We start from the raw sequence: 20,573 nt of genomic DNA on the forward strand, positions 1-20,573 counted from the left end.
AGAGGAGTGATGAATGACTATGCGACAATTTGACCGTTCGAAAGAAGCATATAAACAAGCTGTAGAAGTGATGCCAGGTGGAGTTAACTCCCCGGCAAGAGCTTCGAAATCCGTAGGAATGGAACCTCTTTTCATGGAAAAAGGTGCAGGTTCCAAACTATACGATGTGGATGGAAATGAGTACATCGACTATGTATTAAGCTTTGGCCCACTTATTCTAGGACATGCAGATGAACGTGTCATTAATCGCCTGAAGCGAGTTGCTGAAGATGGAACTAGCTTCGGTGCTCCAACTGAATTGGAGAATGAAGTGGCGAAGCTTGTCATTGAGCGTGTTCCATCTATTGAAATGGTGCGCATGGTGAATTCAGGTACTGAGGCAACAATGAGTGCGCTGCGTCTAGCTCGTGGCTATACAGGTAAGAACAAGATCTTGAAATTTGAAGGCAACTATCATGGGCATGGTGATTCCTTACTCATTAAGGCAGGTTCAGGTGTTGCGACGCTAGGCTTACCAGATAGCCCTGGTGTTCCAGAAGGAATTGCAAAGAACACCATTACAGTTCCTTATAACGACCTTGAAAGTTTACGTTATGCATTCAACGAATACGGCGATGATATCGCAGGTGTCATCTTAGAGCCTGTATCTGGAAATATGGGTGTTGTACCTCCAGGAGAAACATTCTTACAAGAACTCCGTACCATCACAGAAGAACACGGTTCTTTACTTATCTTCGATGAGGTAATGACCGGCTTCCGCATTGGATATCACAGTGCACAAGGGCATTACGGTGTGACGCCTGATTTAACGTGTCTTGGTAAAGTAATCGGTGGAGGTATGCCTGTTGGAGCTTATGGTGGTAAGCGTGAAATCATGGAGATGATTGCACCCGCTGGCCCCATCTATCAAGCTGGAACGCTTTCTGGAAATCCACTAGCCATGGCAGCAGGTTACGAAACACTAACGGCCTTAACAGAAGACTCATACACAGAATTGAATCGTAAAGTAGACCGTCTTGTAGAAGGCTTTGAAAGAAGTGCTCAAAAACACAACATCCCTCTAACTGTCAATCGTGCAGGTACGATGGTATGTTTCTTCTTTACTGACCAAGAAGTGGTTGATTACGAAACAGCTAAACAATCCAATACAGATTACTTTGCTCAATTCTACCGCGCTATGATTCAAGAAGGTGTTTATTTACCGCCTTCCCAATTTGAATGTGTATTTACATCGGTCGCTCACAGTGACGAAGACATTGAGAAGACCATTTCAGCTGCAGATGTAGCATTTTCTAAAATAGAGAAGTAAAAGAAGGGCCGCCCTACGTTGGGACGGCCTTTTTTTGTTCGGCTAACATCGTATTCATTTCTTTCTACAAAGCGTTTCCTGTTACGTGGCAGCTTGGTACCAATAGTCATAAATAGGTGGTTCTCCTCATATATGTGTACGGATGAGATAGCTTACTTTACGTTAGCGAACGATAGGCTACATCGGTTTGCATTTGAAAGGAGGAACCCTCATTGACATATGAGCCAAATCAAGTGTTTACGTTTGATTTAAACGAGTCGCTCTGGTTTAAAAGGGGACAGGAAGTAGAAGAGTTTATGGGGATTTCATTAGAACCGGAAATCACAATTCAAGAATTTGATGATTACGTCTCCATTCAAGGAACGATTGAACTGGCTGGAGAATATTATCCTACTGACGATGATGGCGAAAGAGCCGAAGAGCGGTCACTTTCCTTACATGATTATGCTTCGAAACGAGTTGTGGACCAAGTTGAAGATAGCGAAGACGGAGTGAGTGAGTTCTACCACCGTTTTCCAGTGGAGATTTCCGTCCCGAAAGACAGGATTGAAGCACTTGAGAATATTTCCGTTAGCATTCAATCATTTGACTATGAACTGCCTGAACGTGCGCAACTAAAGCTCAATGCGACCGTAGCTATCCATGGGATTAATCAGGAGTCTGCTCGTGGGGGAGCAAATCAAGTAGAGTTTGAAGAGGAAGAACTTGAACCAATAAAGCCTGAAGAGACTTTTCAATTTGATGTGAAATATGAAGAAGAGGAAGAGGTAAGGCTTCAACCTGCAAATGAAGACTACAGGTCTAAAGCAGCCCAAGAAACCTTTGAAGAAGTACCTAAATTAAACGTTGAAGAAGACGAGGAAGCAGAAGAGGAAGAAGATGATCGTTGGAAATTTAAGCAGTCTTCGCAAACGTTCGAAGAATTCTTCGGGAAGAAAGTCGACCATGATGGGGTGGAAGCGGCAGATACCGACGAAGACGTCTTCTCCTATGAAGGAGAATATGCCCACCAGGATGATCCTGGTCGGGATGACGATGATGATTATGAAGAAGAAAAGGAGACAGAAGAACGTGAGCCACAAGACGCCGGCTATTTAACTTCTATGTTTGACCGTGGAGAAGAGGAGCCATTCACGCGGATGAGAGTGTGCATCGTTCAAGATTCCGATACGCTTGTGTCAATCGCTGAACGATATCGAATCCTTCCTACGCACTTGAGTCGAGCGAATGATTTGGAAGAGGAAGAAGTGGAAGCGGGTCAAATCTTGTATATACCTTCGAAATAAAGACGGAGAAAAGAGCGAGAGGCAACTTCTCGCTCTTTTTGATGAAATGGAGTGAGGCCTGTGGAACAGATTGCAACGGTATTGAGCCATTACGAGCTGTATCCGTTTGAAATCCATCAAAAGACAGACCGGTTGTATCGCGTAAGTACACAACACGGAGAAGTAGCGGTAAAGCGTACGAACAGAACCAAATTAGAATTGCACGATTGGCTTGAAGCATACAAGACGGCCAATGCTCAGCAAATTCGTACCCTTATTCCACTCTATTTAACAACAGACCATCAGTTCTTTGTGGAGCACGAACGAAGCACCTACTACGTAATGCCCTGGTATGAGAATGAAGGGAGGGATACTCCTCCCTATCCGTTTGAGCTATTCTATAAATCGATTGGTGGCGTACACAAGTCTACGTTGGAAGCTCATAAATTTGAATTGAGTGATGCGGAAGAAGAAGTGAAGAAGCAAAAGGAGAAGGTGGATGGGTATTATAAGCAACTTGAGGAGTGGATTGTTGAGTTTGAGCAGAACCATTATATGTCCCCCTTAGAGTTGCAGGTGTGTACGCATTTCAGGGATTTAATTCAATGTTTGACGCTCACACAAGAATGGTACGATCGCTACTTAGAGGATATCGAGACGGACAAAGTGAATCGAGTCGTGTTAGGTCACGGTAACTTGAGGCCGAGCCACTTCATCTATAATGCAGACCAGCCTTATTTATTGAATTGGGAGCGAGCTAGTGTCCAGCAACCGGTGAGGGATTTGACCACGTATTTTCACTATGTGACACGTTATCATGATGCACCCACAGATCAACTAATAGGTACGTTCTCTCACTATGAAGATTATGTTCCTTTACTAAATAGTGAGAGAAGCTTATTTGCTATCTATCTCTTAAATCCAGAGCACTATTTAACAATTGTCGAACAGTATGTAACGGGTGCCCCAAACGTGGGACATCCAATCCTCGTACAAAGGCTGGAGCGCTCTTATTTCGTTTTGAAGCATGCATTGGTGGTTCAAAAGGCGCTTGAAGAAGCGAGGGATTACCATATCAGCAAAGAGAACGAAGACTAGAGCCACTCAAATTGGAACGCGATAAACAAACCTACGAGGATGCCAAGCAGAAACACATCGAACGAACTTGGGAAGAAGAGCGTTCGAACAATCTGGAAAATCAAGATTGGCAAGGTTGCCTTCTCAATAATATAAAGCCATTGTCGTAGCCAAACAGGGAGCTTGTAGCGATAAATGCGTCCCATATTTGTCCCTCCTTTTCATGTTAGTATATGTGTAGCTGGGCTAGTACTGTGATAAAAGTTGCGTAAAAACATTGACTTCAACATATGAATGTGGATACAATAATTCATATCAATAGATACTCTGTCAAATGCCGTGATGGGGAAGAGTATGAATAATCGCCTTTTCAGAGAGGGAGCCATAGGTGAGAGGCTTCTAAGGTATGAAGTTCAGAATGTCGCCCCGGATGCAGCTTCTTTGAACGCAAGTAGAAGAAGACGGTCCACGTCCGTTAACGTATGAGTGTACACACACGACACGTGTATGTAAATAAAGGTGGTACCACGGAAGTCCTTTCGTCCTTTGCTGAAGACGAAGAGGGCTTTTTTTGTGCCTAAATCACGGTGACATGAATTAAAGGAGGACATAATTATGGAAGAACAGAATCAAGTTTCCCTTCCGACGAAATATGACCCAACTGCCATTGAGCAAGGTCGATACGATTGGTGGGTTCAAGGTAAATTCTTTGAAGCGGCGAATGACAAGACGAAGGAACCATTTACAGTAGTCATTCCGCCTCCAAACGTAACAGGTAAGCTTCACCTTGGTCACGCTTGGGATACAACGCTACAAGACATCATTACACGCGTAAAACGTATGCAAGGATACGATGTTCTTTGGTTGCCAGGTATGGACCATGCTGGGATTGCCACTCAATCTAAAGTTGAAGGGAAACTTCGTGAACAAGGGACATCACGTTATGATTTAGGTCGTGAGAAGTTTCTCGAGAAAGCATGGGAGTGGAAGAGCGAATATGCAGATTTCATTCGTGCACAATGGGAGAAACTTGGGCTAGGGCTCGATTATTCTCGTGAGCGTTTCACTTTAGATGACGGCTTATCAGAAGCTGTCCGTGAAGTATTCGTAACGCTTTATGAGAAAGGGCTCATTTACCGCGGGGAATACATCATCAACTGGGACCCAGCTACGAAGACAGCTCTATCAGATATTGAGGTTATTTATGAAGACGTCCAAGGTGCGTTCTATCATATGAGTTACCCACTTGCTGATGGAAGCGGTCATATTGAGATTGCAACGACTCGTCCTGAAACGATGCTTGGCGATACGGCAATTGCTGTACACCCTGAAGATGAACGTTACCAGCATTTAATCGGTAAGAAAGCAATCCTTCCGATTGTAGGTCGTGAGATTGAGATTGTCGGGGACGATTACGTAGACATGGAGTTTGGAAGCGGTGCAGTTAAGATAACACCAGCCCACGACCCGAACGACTTCGAAATCGGAAATAGACATAACCTAGAGCGCATTCTTGTGATGAATGAAGATGGAACAATGAATGACAACGCAGGGAAATACGCAGGCATGGACCGTTTCGATGCGCGTAAACAACTTGTGAAGGACCTGCAAGCAGAAGGGATCCTCTTCAAGATTGAAGACCACATGCATTCTGTTGGTCACTCAGAGCGTAGCGGTGCAGTCGTAGAACCTTACCTTTCTACACAATGGTTTGTGAACATGCAACCACTGTCTGATGCCGCAATCGACCTTCAAAAAGGTGATGACAAAGTTAACTTCGTACCTGACCGTTTCGAGAAGACTTACTTGAACTGGATGGAGAACATTCGCGATTGGTGTATCTCTCGCCAGCTATGGTGGGGTCATCGTATCCCAGCTTGGTATCATAAAGAAACAGGCGAGGTATACGTAGGACGTCAAGAACCAAGTGATCGTGAGAATTGGGTACAAGACGAAGATGTTCTTGATACGTGGTTCTCATCTGCTCTATGGCCGTTTTCCACAATGGGTTGGCCAGACGAGAACAGTGAAGATTTCAAACGTTACTTCCCAAATGATGTTCTTGTTACGGGATATGACATTATATTCTTCTGGGTTTCCCGTATGATCTTCCAATCCATTGAATTTACAGAACGCCGTCCATTTAAGGACGTTCTCATTCACGGTCTTGTTCGTGATGCTGATGGCCGTAAGATGAGTAAATCACTTGGCAACGGGGTAGACCCGATGGATGTTATTGATAAATATGGCGCGGACTCGCTGCGTTACTTCTTATCAACAGGATCGACGCCAGGTCAAGACTTGCGCTTCCAATGGGAGAAGGTAGAGTCTACTTGGAACTTCGCCAATAAGATTTGGAACGCTTCTCGTTTCGCACTTATGAACATGGGAGACTTGAAGTATGAAGATATCGACCTGACTGGTGAAAAGTCTGTAGCAGACCAATGGATTTTAACTCGCTTAAACGAGACAATTGAGCAAGTGACGAAGAACGTTGATAAATACGAGTTCGGAGAAGCTGGTCGTCACCTTTACAACTTCATCTGGGATGAATTCTGTGATTGGTACATTGAAATGGCGAAGCTGCCTTTATACGGTGAGGATGAAGCTGCGAAGCACACGACACGTTCTATCCTTGCTTATGTACTAGACCAAACCATGCGTATGCTACACCCGTTCATGCCATTTATTACAGAAGAAATTTGGCAAGCCCTACCTACGAAAGGTGAATCCATCACCGTAGCTGCTTGGCCACAATTCCGCGAAGAATTCCATAACGAACAAGCAGCAGCTGAAATGGATCGTCTTGTATCTATCATCCGCTCAGTTCGTAATATTCGCGCAGAAGTAGATACACCAATGTCTAAGCAGATTAAGCTTATGATTAAGGCGACTGATAAGGACATTGAGGCGGAACTAGACCGCAATCGCACATACTTGGAGCGTTTCTGTAATCCAAGCGAGCTAACGATTGATGTGGACCTACAAGCTCCTGACAAGGCTATGTCTTCTGTCGTAACTGGTGCTGAACTATACCTTCCGCTTGAAGGATTAATCAACATTGATGAAGAGATTGCTCGTCTTCAGAAGGAACGCGAGAAGCTAGATAAAGAAGTGGAACGCGTACAGAAGAAATTAGCGAACGAAGGCTTCACAAATAAAGCCCCTGCTCATGTAGTAGAGGAAGAACGCGCGAAAGAAAAAGACTACGTTGAAAAACGTGCCAAAGTAGAAGCTCGTATTGTAGAGCTGAAGCAATAAAGGAAAACGTCCAGATTACTCTGGACGTTTTTTTTTATCTTATTCGGAGGGTGAGGTTAATAAGAACTGTTGTGGTCACTTATTCTTCAGAGTTTCTTTAATATGAGTACAATACATCTCTAATAAGTTTATGGAACTAACTTCACTAAGCGTTCTTGACCCTACTACGTCCTCAATTTCATTAAAGAGTAAGGTCCCATCGTTAGAGAACATAAAGTCAATTCCTGCTAAGTCAAACTGAAATAAGTCAAGGATTCCATGAACGGCTTGCTGTTCTTCAATAGACAATTCATATAGAGCTGCGGATCCACCGAGTGAGTAGTTTGATTTAAAATCTTTGGCGTTGTGGCGAAGTACCGCACTTACGATTTGATTTCCGACGATAAAGACTCTTACATCTTTCCCAAACTGTGCAGGTCGTTGGACGATGACCGACTCTTTCAATGTTGCGTTCTTCAATTCCTCTAGTTGTGTAGAATTTTGAATTAACCACACCTCTTGTCCGCCGTGCCCATCTCTACTCTTTATGATGAATGGGTATGGGAAAGGGGGAGGGGAAGTTATGAGCATACTAATGTCGGTGAAAACTGTATCAGGAATTGCAATGCCTGCTTCCACAACATGATGATACGTCAGCGCTTTATCGTTGCAGATTCGTGCCACAGTGGAAGTGTTAAAGCAGCGTATACCTAATGATTCTAAGAGCGCAGTCAAAAGCGGCTCTCGTGTTCGCACGACTGCAAAGACTGGGAGGTCATGAACCTCATGGTACACGGAACGCTTATGATCACAGACACCGATGTGGAGGTCTTCACGATAAATGAGCTTTAGTGATAATCCTTGCTTATACGCTTCTTCTTGAAACCATTTAATGTAGGCAGCGTTATGAATTGCATCTTCTTCTCGATAGATGAGCCAACCGATCATTGTTGATTTCCCCTCTTAGTGTTCAGGTCTTGAACGACGTAATCTACCATCTTGTCTGAGACGTTAATGCCTGTGCACTCATAGATATTCCGAATTTGGGCGTTTCCGTTAATCTCACAAAGAATAGGCTCACCGCTTTCCCCAAATAATAAATCAACGCCTGCAAAGTCTGCCTCTACAGCTTTCGTCGCGCGGATGGCAAGGTCAACTTCCTCTTCAGTAGGGTCATAGGGTTCCATTGAGCCGCCTCGGGTGATGTTCGCTCTGAAATCGTCCGTTGAATAGCGCTTCATCGCAGCGACCACTCTGTCTCCGACGACATTTAATCGAAGGTCTCTCCCATAACTTGTAGACACGAACTGTTGGAATAAGAAGGGGCGGTGATGAATTTCTTGAACCACTTCCATCATTTCATTCCGATTATGAACAAGATAGACTTGTTCGCCGAAGGAACCGAACGCTTCCTTAATCACCATTGGATAGAGAAGTTCCTTTTCCACTGCTTCCATTGGTAGGGATAAATCTTGAGATGGCCTATATATTTTAGGTCCTAGTATCGTCTTTGGTATGGGGAAATTTTCTTTGGCTAACTTCTGATACATGAAAGACTTATCATCACAAAGCTCGATAGAACGAGAGGAATTGTATACAGGTATACCGAGTTGCTCTAGCTGACGTGCTAAGTAAAGGTCTTTATCGCCAAATAAGACAAAGTCGGGTAGCGTCTCATTGCTCAATAGCCTGTTCTCATTTGTCGTGAGAAGCGGAAGCAATTCATTGTTTTGTTTAATGTCAGTCCTTACACCAGCTTCAGAAGCGGCTTTCTGGAGGAGGTCCGCGTAATCTTTAAATTTATCTCCTGATAAGTGACCGTTATATAGAATCCAACCGTAGTAGGTCATTGATATCCTTCCTAACTGCTTTATAATGGAACTCATGAATTGAGTAAGTAGATTGGTGGTGCAACGTCGTGATTTATACAATGCAAGATATAGAGCGATTTATTAAGAAGCGCACTCGTCTTGGTATTAAGCCTGGACTTGAGCGAATACAGTTACTCCTTCAGAAATTGAATAATCCAGAGAAGGAAGTCCCTGTCATTCACATTGCAGGTACGAACGGGAAAGGCTCAACCCTAACCTATATGTCTGCGATCCTCCAACAGGCTGGTTATACGGTGGGAACATTCGTTTCTCCTTCCCCGTTGTCAATAGAAGAGCAGTTCTCGATTAATGGAACAGCCATGGAGGCATCTGAACTTATAGAAATCTTTCGTAGAATCCAACCAGTTGTGGAAGAGATGGATTGTACGTATGAATACGCAACAGAATTTGAGATTATGGTAGCGGTTGCCTTCCTACACTTCCACAACCGTGTCGATGTTGCTGTCGTAGAAGCAGGAATGGGGGGGAGACTCGATTCCACTAATATTGTTGACCCCATTCTTAGCATTATAACAAATATCGGTTTCGACCACAGCGCCTTTCTCGGTGATACCCTTCAATCCATTGCAACTGAGAAAGCTGGAATTATTAAAGCTCAAGTTCCTGTCGTAAGCGGTGTTGAACAAGAAGAGAGTCTGTCAATCATTCGTAAGCAAGCATCTGAACGTCAAGCCACTTTATGGCAGTTGGGTAGAGAGTTTCAAGTAAAGCAAATGAGTGATAAGGAATGGATTTATAGTAGTGAAGGGGAAAGGCTAGATTTCCAATTAAAGATGATGGGCGTACATCAGGGGAAGAATGCATCGCTTGCTATACAAGGGGCTAAGCTTCTAAACAATCAAGGGTACAGCGTGACAAACGAACATATTAAAGAAGGGTTAAGGAAAGCGGAATTGAGCGGTCGCTTTGAGAAGGTTGCCAGTTCCCCACACATCGTCGTAGATGGTGCACATAACGTGGAGGGAATCTCAGCTTTCGTAACTACCGTTCATCATTTCTATCCTGACAAGGACCAGACTGTTTTGTTCTCAGCCTTTCAAGATAAGCCAATTAACAACATGATTGAGCAATTGGCTACTCACTTCTCGGATATTTATACAACTGCATTTAACCATCCTAGGAGTATGAGTGAAGAGGATTCTCCACCCAGTACACAGTTCGTAGCAGATTGGAAAGAATTTATTAGCCAGTATGTGCACGAGGCGAATAAATCATCGACACTATTTGTATGTGGCTCCTTACATTTTATCGCTCAAGTTAAGCGATACATAAGGGAAATTTAGGATGGTATCTGAATCGAATTGTTCACATGGTGTAAACATTTGTGCGATAGATAAGATGAAATAGTTCAAAATAGTCAAAACTTTTCGCCTATAGAATACTACCATCTTAAAGAGAGGCTATGCTATGATAGAAATAGGAAGATTTATGTAATCGAATCTGCTAGTGAAGGAAGGGATAAATAGTGGTAAGCAAAGAGAAATCAATTGCACTTTGGGTTATCTTTGGGTTCGTTCTACCAAGTGTATTTGTCGGCGTTTACATTTTGACAGATCCCATCCTGGCTGGAAGAGGCTACGATTTATACCTATTTGCTTTACTCATTTGTATCGTATCGTTCTTTCCTATTATTGTGAATGGTACTCCGGTCTTCTTTATTCAGGGAATTGCCTTAGCTGTCTTTCTTTGTTTTGGGTTATTCTATGAAATGCTTCTCACACAGATTGCTTCTCTCGTCTTCTTCGCAACCCTTCGCTTAAGAAGACATGAATTGCACCGGGTTCCTATTAATATGCTGATGTTTGTAGTAGTTTCACTCGCAAGTGCAACTGTTTATTATTTGCTGGGTGGGATTAATTATAGTACTACTTCCACAGAAGCCATCAAGATTGTCCCTATTATCGGATATTCATTGACTGTGTTTATCACGAATCAACTACTTCTCCACTGGATTCGAAATAAACTACTTAAACAGAATGTACCCTTCTTTGAGAAGAGTTTAGTGTGGGAATTTGTGACTACACTTGCTATTCTCCCAATTGGAGTACTTCTATTCATGATGTACACAGAGGTGGGTAGAGGAGCGGTTGTTTATGTGGGGCTCCCATTTGTTACCCTCTCAGTCATACTTAAGCTCTATCATTCGAGTCGAAGAGTGAACGATTTTCTAGAAGTGGCAAGCGACATTGGTCATGATCTTGCTGCAAAGTTAAAAGTCTCAGAGGTGTTAGACCGATTTATTGAACGGATTATAGAGCTTGTGGAATTGGATTATTTATTTATCTTCGATGTAGAAGATGAACAAAGGTTATCCTTATACCGCTTTTATGATTCAACTGGTGAGATTACCTTAGATCATGTTGAACTTCAAAAGGGCGAAGGGATTAGTGGCAAGACGCTTGAGATTCGACAAGGGTTGTTCGTAAGCACGAAGAAAGAGTGGAGAGATCTAGAGTCTCCATTTGTACCTACTGAGGTAGAGAGTATTATGTCCCTACCGATGATTCGTCATAATCGAGTTGTCGGCGTAGTAACCATCGCTTCTAAGCGGAAGCGAGGCTTCGAGAAATTGCAGTACAGAATTATAGACCTGCTGACGAATTATTTAGCCGTTTCTATCCAGAATGCACGAAATTATGAGCGTACTAAGCAGTTAAGCGAAAGGTGCCCGCTTACAAATTTGTATAACTATCGATACTTAGAAAGTCAACTACAGTCCTATATTGAAGATAGTCACCATGAAATACTCTCTATGATTCTGTTAGACTTAGATCACTTTAAATCGGTAAATGATACTTATGGACATGAAAGCGGAAATGAAATCTTATGTATGCTAGCGGACCGTTTGACTTCTACAATCGGGGATCAGGGAATTGTCGCCCGCTACGGTGGAGAAGAGTTCGTAATGCTCCTTCCAGGAGTGCAGAAAGAGCACAGTATGCACATCGCTGAAAATGTGCGTCGAAAGCTTGCCCATGAACCATTCCCTTTACACCAACACATTCTAGGAGGGGAAAAAGACGTGCAGGCTTATGTAACTGCCTCCATTGGTGTGGCGTCATTTCCAATGGATTGTGATGATCCTTCCGAGTTGATTCGTCAGGCAGACCGTGCCATGTATGTAGGAGCTAAACAAAAAGGTAGAAATAAAGTGGCGAGCTATGAACAAGCCATAGGAGCAGCTGAGTAGTCTAAAGATTGCTCGGCTTTTCTTTGAATTCTCTTGACATCCTGTTTATTAAAACGTACAAAATAGGTAGAATGGTTTATTATATTAAAGGAGGAGAGGTCATGAAAAAATGGAAAAATGAGCAAGGGCTTACGCTCGTTGAAGTACTTGCATCCATGACGTTGCTCTCCGTAATCTTCATTGTCATCAGCGCCTTTGTCGTAAATAGCTTTACGTTCTCAAGCGCAATAAATCGAGATTATACAACTCTTCAAATTTCAGATAGTTTACTAGAGTACTACAAAAGTGAGAATTTCAGCAAATTACAAGATGAAGTAGGGAAGACCATCCAGCTTGATACTCCTGCCATCAAACAAACACTCAAGATGGATGCCTCGACTGACATAGGAAAACTGAATTCATCCATTACCATAACCAAACACTCCAATCCTTCCTTGCAAAATCGACTCCTACACATAGAGGTGACGGTTTCTTCCACGCAAAATCGCAATACTCAACAAACCACTGTAGAAGGGTACAATCGCAATACTCAACAAACCACCAAAGAAGGGTACAATCGCTAATGAAGCATTTACAAAATGAAAAAGGTGTAACCTTAGTTGAACTGTTGGCAGTTATGGCCATGTCCATTCTGGTGGTAGGTGTCGCATACCAAATCTTATTCTCAATGTTTTCAAGTATTGATAAGTCACAGGCCAATACGATGCTTCGGAATGAGGCTGCGGCTATCATGCTTGAGTTGGATGAAATTATGTTAAATCTGGATGAAGTAGAGACAATTCCAATTGACCTTAACGTAAATGTTCCATTCGACCATTTCAGAGTATTAGACATAAGAGAGAATTCGTCTGGTTTACCTAAAACTCTTTCAACAGAAATAGAAGTTGCTAATGGTGAACTTCTAGTTACCTATAATGGGAGCAGTCGAACGATTACAGATTCAAGTATCAATGCCTCTAATACTACTTTTACCCTTGATAAAGACGGGCGACTTCGTGTCAATTTGCACATAGAGGACAATGCTTCTTCAGAAACATACACAGTATTTAAAATTTATGAAATGGAAAATGAGTGATGAGCATATGAAGCTTAAAGAACAAAGTGGTTATACGATGTTGGTTGTGCTTCTAGTGTTTACAATCATTAGTATTCTTGGTCTAGCTTTAATCGGGTTAACTGTAAATTCAACTACATCTGTAAGTGTCACCGAAACCAAAGTGACTAGTATTAATTCAGCAGAAAGTGAATTGGATGAGACGTTGGCAGTAGTCCAAAATGAACTGGATAGAATTAATGAGAAAATCGATAAAAACAAGATTATTGATATTGATGGGGCAAAACTCGGATTATTGAATTTAATACAGGAATTAATTCGGGATAATCCTGACTATGAAATCACCTATGATTTTGACCTTCTCTCAGAAGGGATGTTGGCTGCCAACGTAACGATGAAAATACCAGTGGATAATTCGGATAAGGTGCTAGTAAAAGAAATTGAGTTCTCTACTATAGCGGATATCTTTAAATATAGTACAGTTACTCCAGGAAACTTAACCCTAAACGGTGCGAGTTATATTGAAGGGGATGTGTATGTAGGGGAGGATTTATATACAAGTAAGTCTGGAAAGTTCATTTCGGGATCTACTTTCTATCCAGAAACAACTTACCCCGCATTTACAAGAGGGGAATTGACCGTAGGGGGGGATTTCAAAGAACTGGAGTACGTAAAGCGGAGAAGCTGTTGGTTCTTTAGTTGTTATTATTACTACGATGATGTTACTTCTACATTCAATCCAACAGATGAAAACTTGGAAAAGTACTTTAGCTTACCTCCAAAGGTTGAGAATCAACAAGAGATTGACACCTCGTTAAAGGTTCTAGAAGACTTTATCGAACCAGCAGAGGAAACAATAGAATCTCTGAGGTTCATTTCCAGTAGTTACAATCGATTTACTCATATTGTAAAGAATAATTTGAATGGTTTCGAGAACAACACTACATATGGAACAACGCTAGTCGATAAGGGTCTTACGATTGCTTCTGGAAGAACCACAGTTATTCATGGTGACCTAGTTGTGAACAATCGATTTTCTCTTAAGAATGCATCTAAACTAGTGGTTCATGGTGATTTAATTGTTGAGAGTGACATGGAATTAACAAAAGGCGCTGAATTAGAAGTCACTGGAGATTTAAAGGTTACAGGAAATCTAGAGAGTGAGGATAAAGACAATTCCCTTATTGTGAATGGATCTATGTTGGTTTCAGGTAATCTTAGTGTTAGTGGGTACTTTGAAGTTCAATCAGATGATGGGATTATCTTTGTTTATGGGGATGCTTTATTGTCGAATGTAAGTTTTACAGGGGAAATGTATTCGAATGATGATGTAGACTTAAGGGAAGAGGTTAGTGGTAACAGTACCATTTATGCTAAAGACGATATAACAGTCAAGCAACTGTCTAGTGGAGAGTTAAATGGGACACTTGTCTTATTGGCGAACGGTGATATGCAGTTATCAAATAACAATTTGTATGAAGATGCATCAAAAGTGATGAGAGTGTTCTTATACTCTAACAATAAATTGGAAATTTATGGTGTCGGTTCAAATATTGAGATAAGTGGCGGGATTTATGGAAGTGATATTATCCTGAATGCAGTGAAAGGGAAGACGTACGAAGGTATAAAGAGTTACAAAACCGGTTTCGACGCTTATGAAGGAAATAATTACACCTATATTGAAAGAAACCAAGAGAGTATAACGCCTAAATTATCTCGGTTGAAGGTCATTTACAATAAAGATATGATTCTAAATCCTCCAAAAGGTATCCCGACGGTCGAGAACATTAGCTTTAAAGAAGTAGATCGGTATTACGAATAAAGGTTGAAACGTTAAGTTTCAACCTTTCATTTAATATATCTTTCCAATACATACAGTTTATTATACAATGATAGATAGTCGAAATATGCCAATAACATGGGAAAAATGTTGGAAATGGGGTGGGGGTTTGGAGAACATTGTACTCGCTTTTATAGCCTTGGGAATCGTGATTCTCTTTGTCTATTACTTTCCACTTGGACTTAGTAAATGGGGGAGAATTGTGTTAGCAGGCTCCTCTTTTTTTATAGCCTTATTAGCAATTTTTGTAGGCATCAATCTAGTCTGGTGGCAAGCTGTACTCATTTTACTACTATTTGCATTATTAACATCAATTGTCCTTGACCGGCGTTTCAATGGTCTTGTTTTTGCTGATGGCGGTATGAGTTATAGGGAAGAAGACACAGAAGATATGCAGAATCAGTATCAACTTACATACACAGGCCCCAAGAACAACCAACAATTGGATGAAGTGTGGGAAGACGAGTCTGAGCTTCCAGAGTCGTATGCACCAGAGTCTGATCTGCTTGACGAAGATGAGCTGAAAGAGTGGGAAGAACAGCTCGAAACTGTCTCTGAGATGGACCAATCAGGTGATGACCTCGCTGATTCAGAAGAGTTGGTAGAATTCCGCGCGACTCCTTCCTCTGAAGAAGTTGGCATGGATTATCTACATGATTACGAGGAGTCTATTGATCAACCAGAGTCTGATCTACTCTCTTCGGAGCTGCTTAGTGAGGAAGAACAAATGCTGTTAGAGCGTGAATCACTTATGGAAGAACCTACATTTAACGGGGAAGAAGAAATCATCCAAGAACACGATTCCATTGAACTACAATGGAGAGAAGACCTCCTGAATGATGAAGACGTTCAGATTGGGGATTCAGAGCTAATTGAAGATGAGGCAGAACAGGTGCAAGTAGGGCGTGAAGTACTTGAGGAAATTGCTCCAACTGAGAACGTTGAGTCTCAACAAGAGCTTGAGCAGGAGGGAAATCTCCCTGAGTTTCCTGATTCTTCTATCGAATATGGACATGATTATGCCGAAGAAGAAAGAGAGTCAGAGGAGAACTGGTTTGATAAAGTGGCTAGAGAGCCGATTGAAGTAGAACCAGAAGAAAATAGTGTAGAGCTCATGCCAGAAGACATCATTCAACCATCCATTGAGGAACCACTGGTAGAAGAAAGAATTGAGGAGAAACCTCTTGATGATCAGGAGAAGCACATCGAAGAAGAAGTTGTTTCTGAGGAGGCACATCGAGAGTCTGAAGAAAGTGGTCCCACAAACGATGACACCTTAGAACAAGAAGAATACCTTGAAGATACACAACCTCTCCCATCCGATGTAGAAGAAGACGTGGCGGCAAGCACAGATGACCTTGTCGAAGAAGAAGTAATCTTTGAGGAGTTCAAGGCAGACACAGAAGATGTGATCTCTTCTCAAGATAATGTGAAAGAAACGGAAGTTACAATAGAGGATGAATCCCCTATAGAAGAGCCTAGCGAGGTGGTTCTTGATGAGCCAATTATCGATGAGGAACCTTCCGAGGTGACTAGTGAAGTTGAAGAAGATACTCCTCAAGAAGAGCAACCATTAAGAAGGACACCTCTACAAGAGCAGTTGTTCCATACAATGGTAGAGCAAATTCGACTTCAGGAACACTTGATGAATAGTGTGGAATACGAACAATACATCATGGACCATATTCAACCTTCACTTGACGACCAAGATTACTTCACGTTTAGTTATTTGCTCATCCAGCATTATGTGAAGCACAATCACCAAGAAGCCTTGCGTGACTTCCTTTCTGACTTGGGTAACCGCTTTAACCAGAATACAGCTATAAAAGCTCAAGTAGAACTGATGCAACAACTATATGTCCATTCATAGATTTCGGAAAGCTATTAAACTATTACTTACTGCGTGGTGAAACAGAATGAAGAAAAGTAGAGAGATTGTTGAATTGCCGATTATTAATATTACTGATGGTGAGGAAATGGGGACTGTCAAATCCCTTATCATTAACCCTGAAAAAGGAACCGTCGATTTTCTTGTTATCCAACATGAAGAGTGGGAAGTAAGTGTAAAAGCCATCCCATTCAAGAAGGTTGTAGGTGTGGGTGAATATGCGGTCACTGTCGATAACGAAAGTGCCATCATAGATTTGAATGAAATCCCGATTGCTAACAACTTAATGAACAAAAAGGTTAAAATTATTGGAACTCGTGTGATGACTAGAAAAGGCCAATTACTTGGGCAAATCGATGAGTACTATGTAAACGATGATAACGGGAATATTGAGGCCATTCACCTTGATATGAAAGATCACACGGAAATGGTCCATCGAGATGCTGTTGTAACGTATGGTGAGAAGATGATCATTGTGAATGAGAACATCGAGAACTACTACATTACAGAAGAAGAAGAGCCAACTGCTCCAGTCCTCCAAGAAGTACCGAGTGTTCTTAATCAAGAGGAAGAACAAGCAAGTGAACAGTTAAACGACCTGCAGAAGAAACAACTGGAATTACTTGAAGGAAAGAAAGTCGTAAAGGATATTACCAATCAAAACGGGGAACAGATTATTCAAGCAGGTACAATCCTTTCTCAGGACGAAATACAACGTGTTCAATCAGAAGGTCCAAGTGTCATCGTTGATGTAACGATGAATGTAGCTGAATAGGGTTCCTTAAAGGAGGCTTTCTTGTGAAGAACAGGGAAGATATGAGATTATTCCTTTTATTGCTCGGGTTAAGCATATTTATCTACGGGTTTTCAAATCTTGGTACGTTGCTAACAACTGAAGTATTTGGTGATGAATATACCTACAAAGAGGGGACAGCAGTTGGACCTGTTGTCCTATCAGGACTTACAAAGTCAGAGGCTAATCATCTGTTAACGGAAGAGAGTAACAGGTGGATTGAAAGTCACCCAATCGAATTCGAGAAGAAGGAAGAAGAGTTTGTCATTGATAAGCCTGAAATTAACTTCGATATTGAGCAAACGCTTGAACAACTTCAAGAAGGGGTTTCGAATCCATTTGTTGTAACCGTTGGACCTAGTTTCATTTCACAATTGTCGAGCGAGTTAGAGGGCGATTTAGTACAGTCGTTAACCCTCGACCAGCTTAAGAGTGACTTAATGCGAAGGGCCCAGCAGCTGAAACCTGAAGCAATCAGCTATTCTGTCTATCAATATATGGAGTCAGGGACGGAAGAACTTTATGAAGAAGTAGCACGTTATGAACTCCCAATATCAGATGACGTGCAACCTAGTGACGTAATTGCCTATTTAAATGGAACGCGTATTAAGCCTAATGAGCCTTACTCCATCCTAAATGAGGTGGAAGGGAAAGAAATCTTAAATGAACGCGCTCTGAATTTAGTTGCATCGGGGATTTATGGGGCGGTCTTACAAACGAATTTCGTTATTCAACAAAGACATTTAAGTGCTACCTTACCTGATTATGCTGAACTTGGGCGTGAAGCAAGTATACGAAGCGACCAGGCCCACGACCTAGTTATAAACAACCCTAATCAATCAACGTATGAAGTTTGGGTGAAGCGTGATGGTGAACAGCTCGTCGTGACGTTACATGGCTATCCATTGCCTAATGATTATGATGTCCAGGTTACATCTAAACAAGATTTAAAACCACGCACGGTTGTTCAATATAGTTCAACACTTGCCGAAGGTCAGTCGAAACTAGTAAATGAAGGCGTTGATGGGGTTGTAGTTGAAGTCTACCGAACGATTAAAGACAACGGTATTATCCTGTCAGAGGAGTTCATTTCAGAGGATTACTATCCACCGACAAATCGTACGATCCTAAAATACGGAGACGAATCCACGCTATCTGAATTTAACTCAAGCGGTACAGGTTCTTCAAATGGAGATGCCTCCTCAAATCCTGATGATGATGATGCTTCTACACCACCTTCAGACAAGGATGGCATTATAGATGACGTCGGAGATGTGTGGGAAGCACCAGGACAATTAAAGGGAAATTAATCCTTTAGCAACAAGAAGCCCTTGCCAGCTGCAAGGGCTTTTATTCTAAATGACGGTGAATGAAAGTAGGGGAATGTATGGCGGTAAAGCGAAAGCGACTAGGTGACTTGTTGAAAGAGGCGGACTTGATTACCGAATCAGAAATCGAGACGGCGTTGCAATCAAAGAAAGAAGGGCAGAAGCTTGGCGATGTTCTGCTCGAGAAAGGTTACATAACTGAACAACAATTAATTGAAGTACTCGAAGTCCAGTTGGACATCCCTCGCATCTCACTCTATCGTTACCCAATCGACCCAACTATTATTAATATTGTGGACAAAGAGTTTGCCCAGCGCAATATGGTCATTCCTATAAATAAAGAGGGGGATGTTCTGACCGTTGCGATGAATGACCCGATGGATTATTTTGCTATAGATGATTTGAAGATTTCAACAGGGTTCCAAGTGACTCCTGTAATTGCAACGAAAGATGAAATCATCCAAGCCATTAACAAACATTACAATATTAAAGATGAAGACTTAGATGTCGAGGTTTCAGATGATCCAGAAGATGCCCCAATTGTGCGGTTAATGAACCAGATTCTCCAAACAGGCATCCAGTTAAAAGCAAGCGATATCCATATGGACCCTCAAGAAGATAAGGTGTTCGTACGTTACAGAATTGATGGTGTACTCCGTACAGAACGATCATTACCTAAGAACTTTCAACGTTCATTGACAGCACGGGTAAAGATTATGGCCAACTTAAATATTACTGAATCTCGCCTTCCTCAAGATGGGCGGATTAAGACAACTGTTGATATGAAGCCGGTAGATTTACGAATATCTACACTTCCGACTGTTTATGGAGAGAAGATTGTAATTCGTATTCTCGACTTAGGTCAGGCTATGAATGGTTTAGACGACTTAGGGTTTAATAAAGTGAATCAGAAGAAATTGATGAATTTAATTGAGCAGCCTTCCGGATTAGTCTTAATTACAGGGCCAACGGGTTCAGGTAAGTCGTCCACCCTTTACGCCTCTTTGAATCATTTGAATACAGAGGATGTAAACATTATTACGATTGAGGATCCGGTGGAATATCAGCTGGAAGGAATTAATCAAGTGCAAGTGAACAACCAAGTGGGGTTAACGTTTGCCAGAGGCCTTCGATCTGTGCTCCGTCAAGACCCGAATATCGTCATGGTCGGGGAAATACGAGATTCTGAGACAGCAGAAATTGCAATACGAGCTTCGTTAACAGGGCACCTTGTTTTCAGCACCCTTCATACGAACAGTGCGATTTCAACGATTCCAAGGCTTTTCGACATGGATATCGAGCCTTATCTAGTTGTTTCCTCTGTAACGGGTATCATTGCACAACGACTTGTGCGAAAGATTTGTCGTGACTGCAAAACAGCCTATGAACCCACCGAAATGGAACGGAAACATTTTGTGAAGCGAGGCATTCAAGTTCAAACTGTCTACAGAGGTCAAGGGTGTAACAGTTGCCAACACACAGGATACAGAGGGCGGATGGCAATACAAGAGTTACTTGTTATTGATGATGAAATTCGTAAGCTATTAATGAACAACCACTCCATAAGTGATATCCATCACTATGCATTCAAGAATGGGATGATCTTTCTAATTGACGACGGATTGTTGAAAGTAAAGCAAGGAAGGACGACAACTGAAGAAGTGCTGCGAGTAGCAAAATCTGACTAGGGAGCATGT

General features: G+C 41.9%; 16 protein-coding genes and 1 other annotated feature. Of the genes, 13 read left to right on the forward strand and 3 right to left on the reverse strand.

Annotated features, from left to right (window positions below; genetic code table 11):
• Window positions 1–19: 19 nt before the first annotated feature.
• From hemL to H513_RS0118375, 3 genes are all read left to right on the forward strand, one after another.
• Window positions 20–1,309, forward strand: coding sequence for a glutamate-1-semialdehyde 2,1-aminomutase (hemL, locus tag H513_RS0118365; RefSeq protein ID WP_026802034.1), 1,290 nt, complete (start codon window positions 20–22; stop codon window positions 1,307–1,309).
• Between the two features lie 212 nt (window positions 1,310–1,521).
• Window positions 1,522–2,595, forward strand: coding sequence for a stage VI sporulation protein D (spoVID, locus tag H513_RS0118370; RefSeq protein WP_026802035.1), 1,074 nt, complete (start codon window positions 1,522–1,524; stop codon window positions 2,593–2,595).
• 60 nt (window positions 2,596–2,655) lie between these two features.
• Entirely contained in the window at window positions 2,656–3,672 is a 1,017-nt protein-coding gene (locus tag H513_RS0118375) for a hypothetical protein (protein ID WP_026802036.1), read from the forward strand.
• On the opposite strand, the gene H513_RS0118380 is transcribed toward H513_RS0118375, so the two are convergent.
• Entirely contained in the window at window positions 3,669–3,857 is a 189-nt protein-coding gene (locus H513_RS0118380) for a hypothetical protein (protein WP_026802037.1), read from the reverse strand. The genes H513_RS0118375 and H513_RS0118380 overlap by 4 nt on opposite strands.
• A 124-nt stretch (window positions 3,858–3,981) precedes the next feature.
• Window positions 3,982–4,201 (forward strand) — a binding site (T-box leader).
• Between the two features lie 65 nt (window positions 4,202–4,266).
• Between H513_RS0118380 and H513_RS0118385 the strand changes: the two genes are divergently transcribed.
• Window positions 4,267–6,912 carry a valine--tRNA ligase gene (locus tag H513_RS0118385; RefSeq protein ID WP_026802038.1) on the forward strand — a complete coding sequence of 882 codons (2,646 nt, stop codon included), beginning with the start codon at window positions 4,267–4,269 and terminating at the stop codon, window positions 6,910–6,912.
• Between the two features lie 75 nt (window positions 6,913–6,987).
• On the opposite strand, the gene H513_RS0118390 is transcribed toward H513_RS0118385, so the two are convergent.
• Window positions 6,988–7,839 carry an ATP-grasp domain-containing protein gene (locus H513_RS0118390; protein WP_026802039.1) on the reverse strand — a complete coding sequence of 284 codons (852 nt, stop codon included), beginning with the start codon at window positions 7,837–7,839 and terminating at the stop codon, window positions 6,988–6,990.
• Entirely contained in the window at window positions 7,836–8,741 is a 906-nt protein-coding gene (locus H513_RS0118395; RefSeq protein ID WP_026802040.1) for an ATP-grasp domain-containing protein, read from the reverse strand. Before H513_RS0118395 ends, H513_RS0118390 begins: the two co-directional genes overlap by 4 nt.
• A gap of 68 nt (window positions 8,742–8,809) precedes the next feature.
• Here H513_RS0118395 and H513_RS0118400 point away from each other — a divergent pair, with 68 nt between their 5' ends.
• From H513_RS0118400 to H513_RS0118440, 9 genes are all read left to right on the forward strand, one after another.
• Entirely contained in the window at window positions 8,810–10,066 is a 1,257-nt protein-coding gene (locus H513_RS0118400) for a bifunctional folylpolyglutamate synthase/dihydrofolate synthase (protein WP_026802041.1), read from the forward strand.
• Between the two features lie 182 nt (window positions 10,067–10,248).
• Complete coding sequence (locus H513_RS0118405) at window positions 10,249–11,973, forward strand: GGDEF domain-containing protein (RefSeq protein WP_051240153.1); 1,725 nt, start codon at window positions 10,249–10,251, stop codon at window positions 11,971–11,973.
• A 101-nt stretch (window positions 11,974–12,074) separates the two neighbouring features.
• Window positions 12,075–12,536: a type IV pilus modification PilV family protein gene (locus H513_RS0118410; protein WP_026802043.1), complete on the forward strand. Its 462-nt coding sequence runs from the start codon at window positions 12,075–12,077 to the stop codon at window positions 12,534–12,536.
• The gene (locus H513_RS0118415) at window positions 12,536–13,048 is read left to right on the forward strand and encodes a type II secretion system protein (protein ID WP_026802044.1); all 513 of its coding nucleotides are present in this window, start codon (window positions 12,536–12,538) and stop codon (window positions 13,046–13,048) included. The genes H513_RS0118410 and H513_RS0118415 overlap by 1 nt, the downstream gene beginning before the upstream one ends.
• Window positions 13,029–14,849, forward strand: a complete 1,821-nt coding sequence (locus tag H513_RS0118420) for a type II secretion system protein (protein WP_156111427.1) — start codon at window positions 13,029–13,031, stop codon at window positions 14,847–14,849. The genes H513_RS0118415 and H513_RS0118420 overlap by 20 nt, the downstream gene beginning before the upstream one ends.
• A 127-nt stretch (window positions 14,850–14,976) precedes the next feature.
• Window positions 14,977–16,737 (forward strand): hypothetical protein, encoded by a 1,761-nt coding sequence (locus H513_RS0118425; protein ID WP_026802046.1) that lies wholly within the window; start codon window positions 14,977–14,979, stop codon window positions 16,735–16,737.
• Between the two features lie 46 nt (window positions 16,738–16,783).
• Window positions 16,784–17,530, forward strand: coding sequence for a PRC-barrel domain-containing protein (locus H513_RS0118430; protein WP_026802047.1), 747 nt, complete (start codon window positions 16,784–16,786; stop codon window positions 17,528–17,530).
• Between the two features lie 23 nt (window positions 17,531–17,553).
• Window positions 17,554–18,858, forward strand: a complete 1,305-nt coding sequence (locus H513_RS0118435) for a G5 domain-containing protein (RefSeq protein WP_026802048.1) — start codon at window positions 17,554–17,556, stop codon at window positions 18,856–18,858.
• A 77-nt stretch (window positions 18,859–18,935) separates the two neighbouring features.
• Window positions 18,936–20,564 carry a GspE/PulE family protein gene (locus H513_RS0118440; protein ID WP_026802049.1) on the forward strand — a complete coding sequence of 543 codons (1,629 nt, stop codon included), beginning with the start codon at window positions 18,936–18,938 and terminating at the stop codon, window positions 20,562–20,564.
• Window positions 20,565–20,573 lie beyond the last annotated feature (9 nt).

This window comes from Pontibacillus halophilus JSM 076056 = DSM 19796 (assembly GCF_000425205.1).
In the GTDB taxonomy this organism is placed as follows: Bacteria; Bacillota; Bacilli; order Bacillales; family BH030062; genus Pontibacillus_A; species Pontibacillus_A halophilus.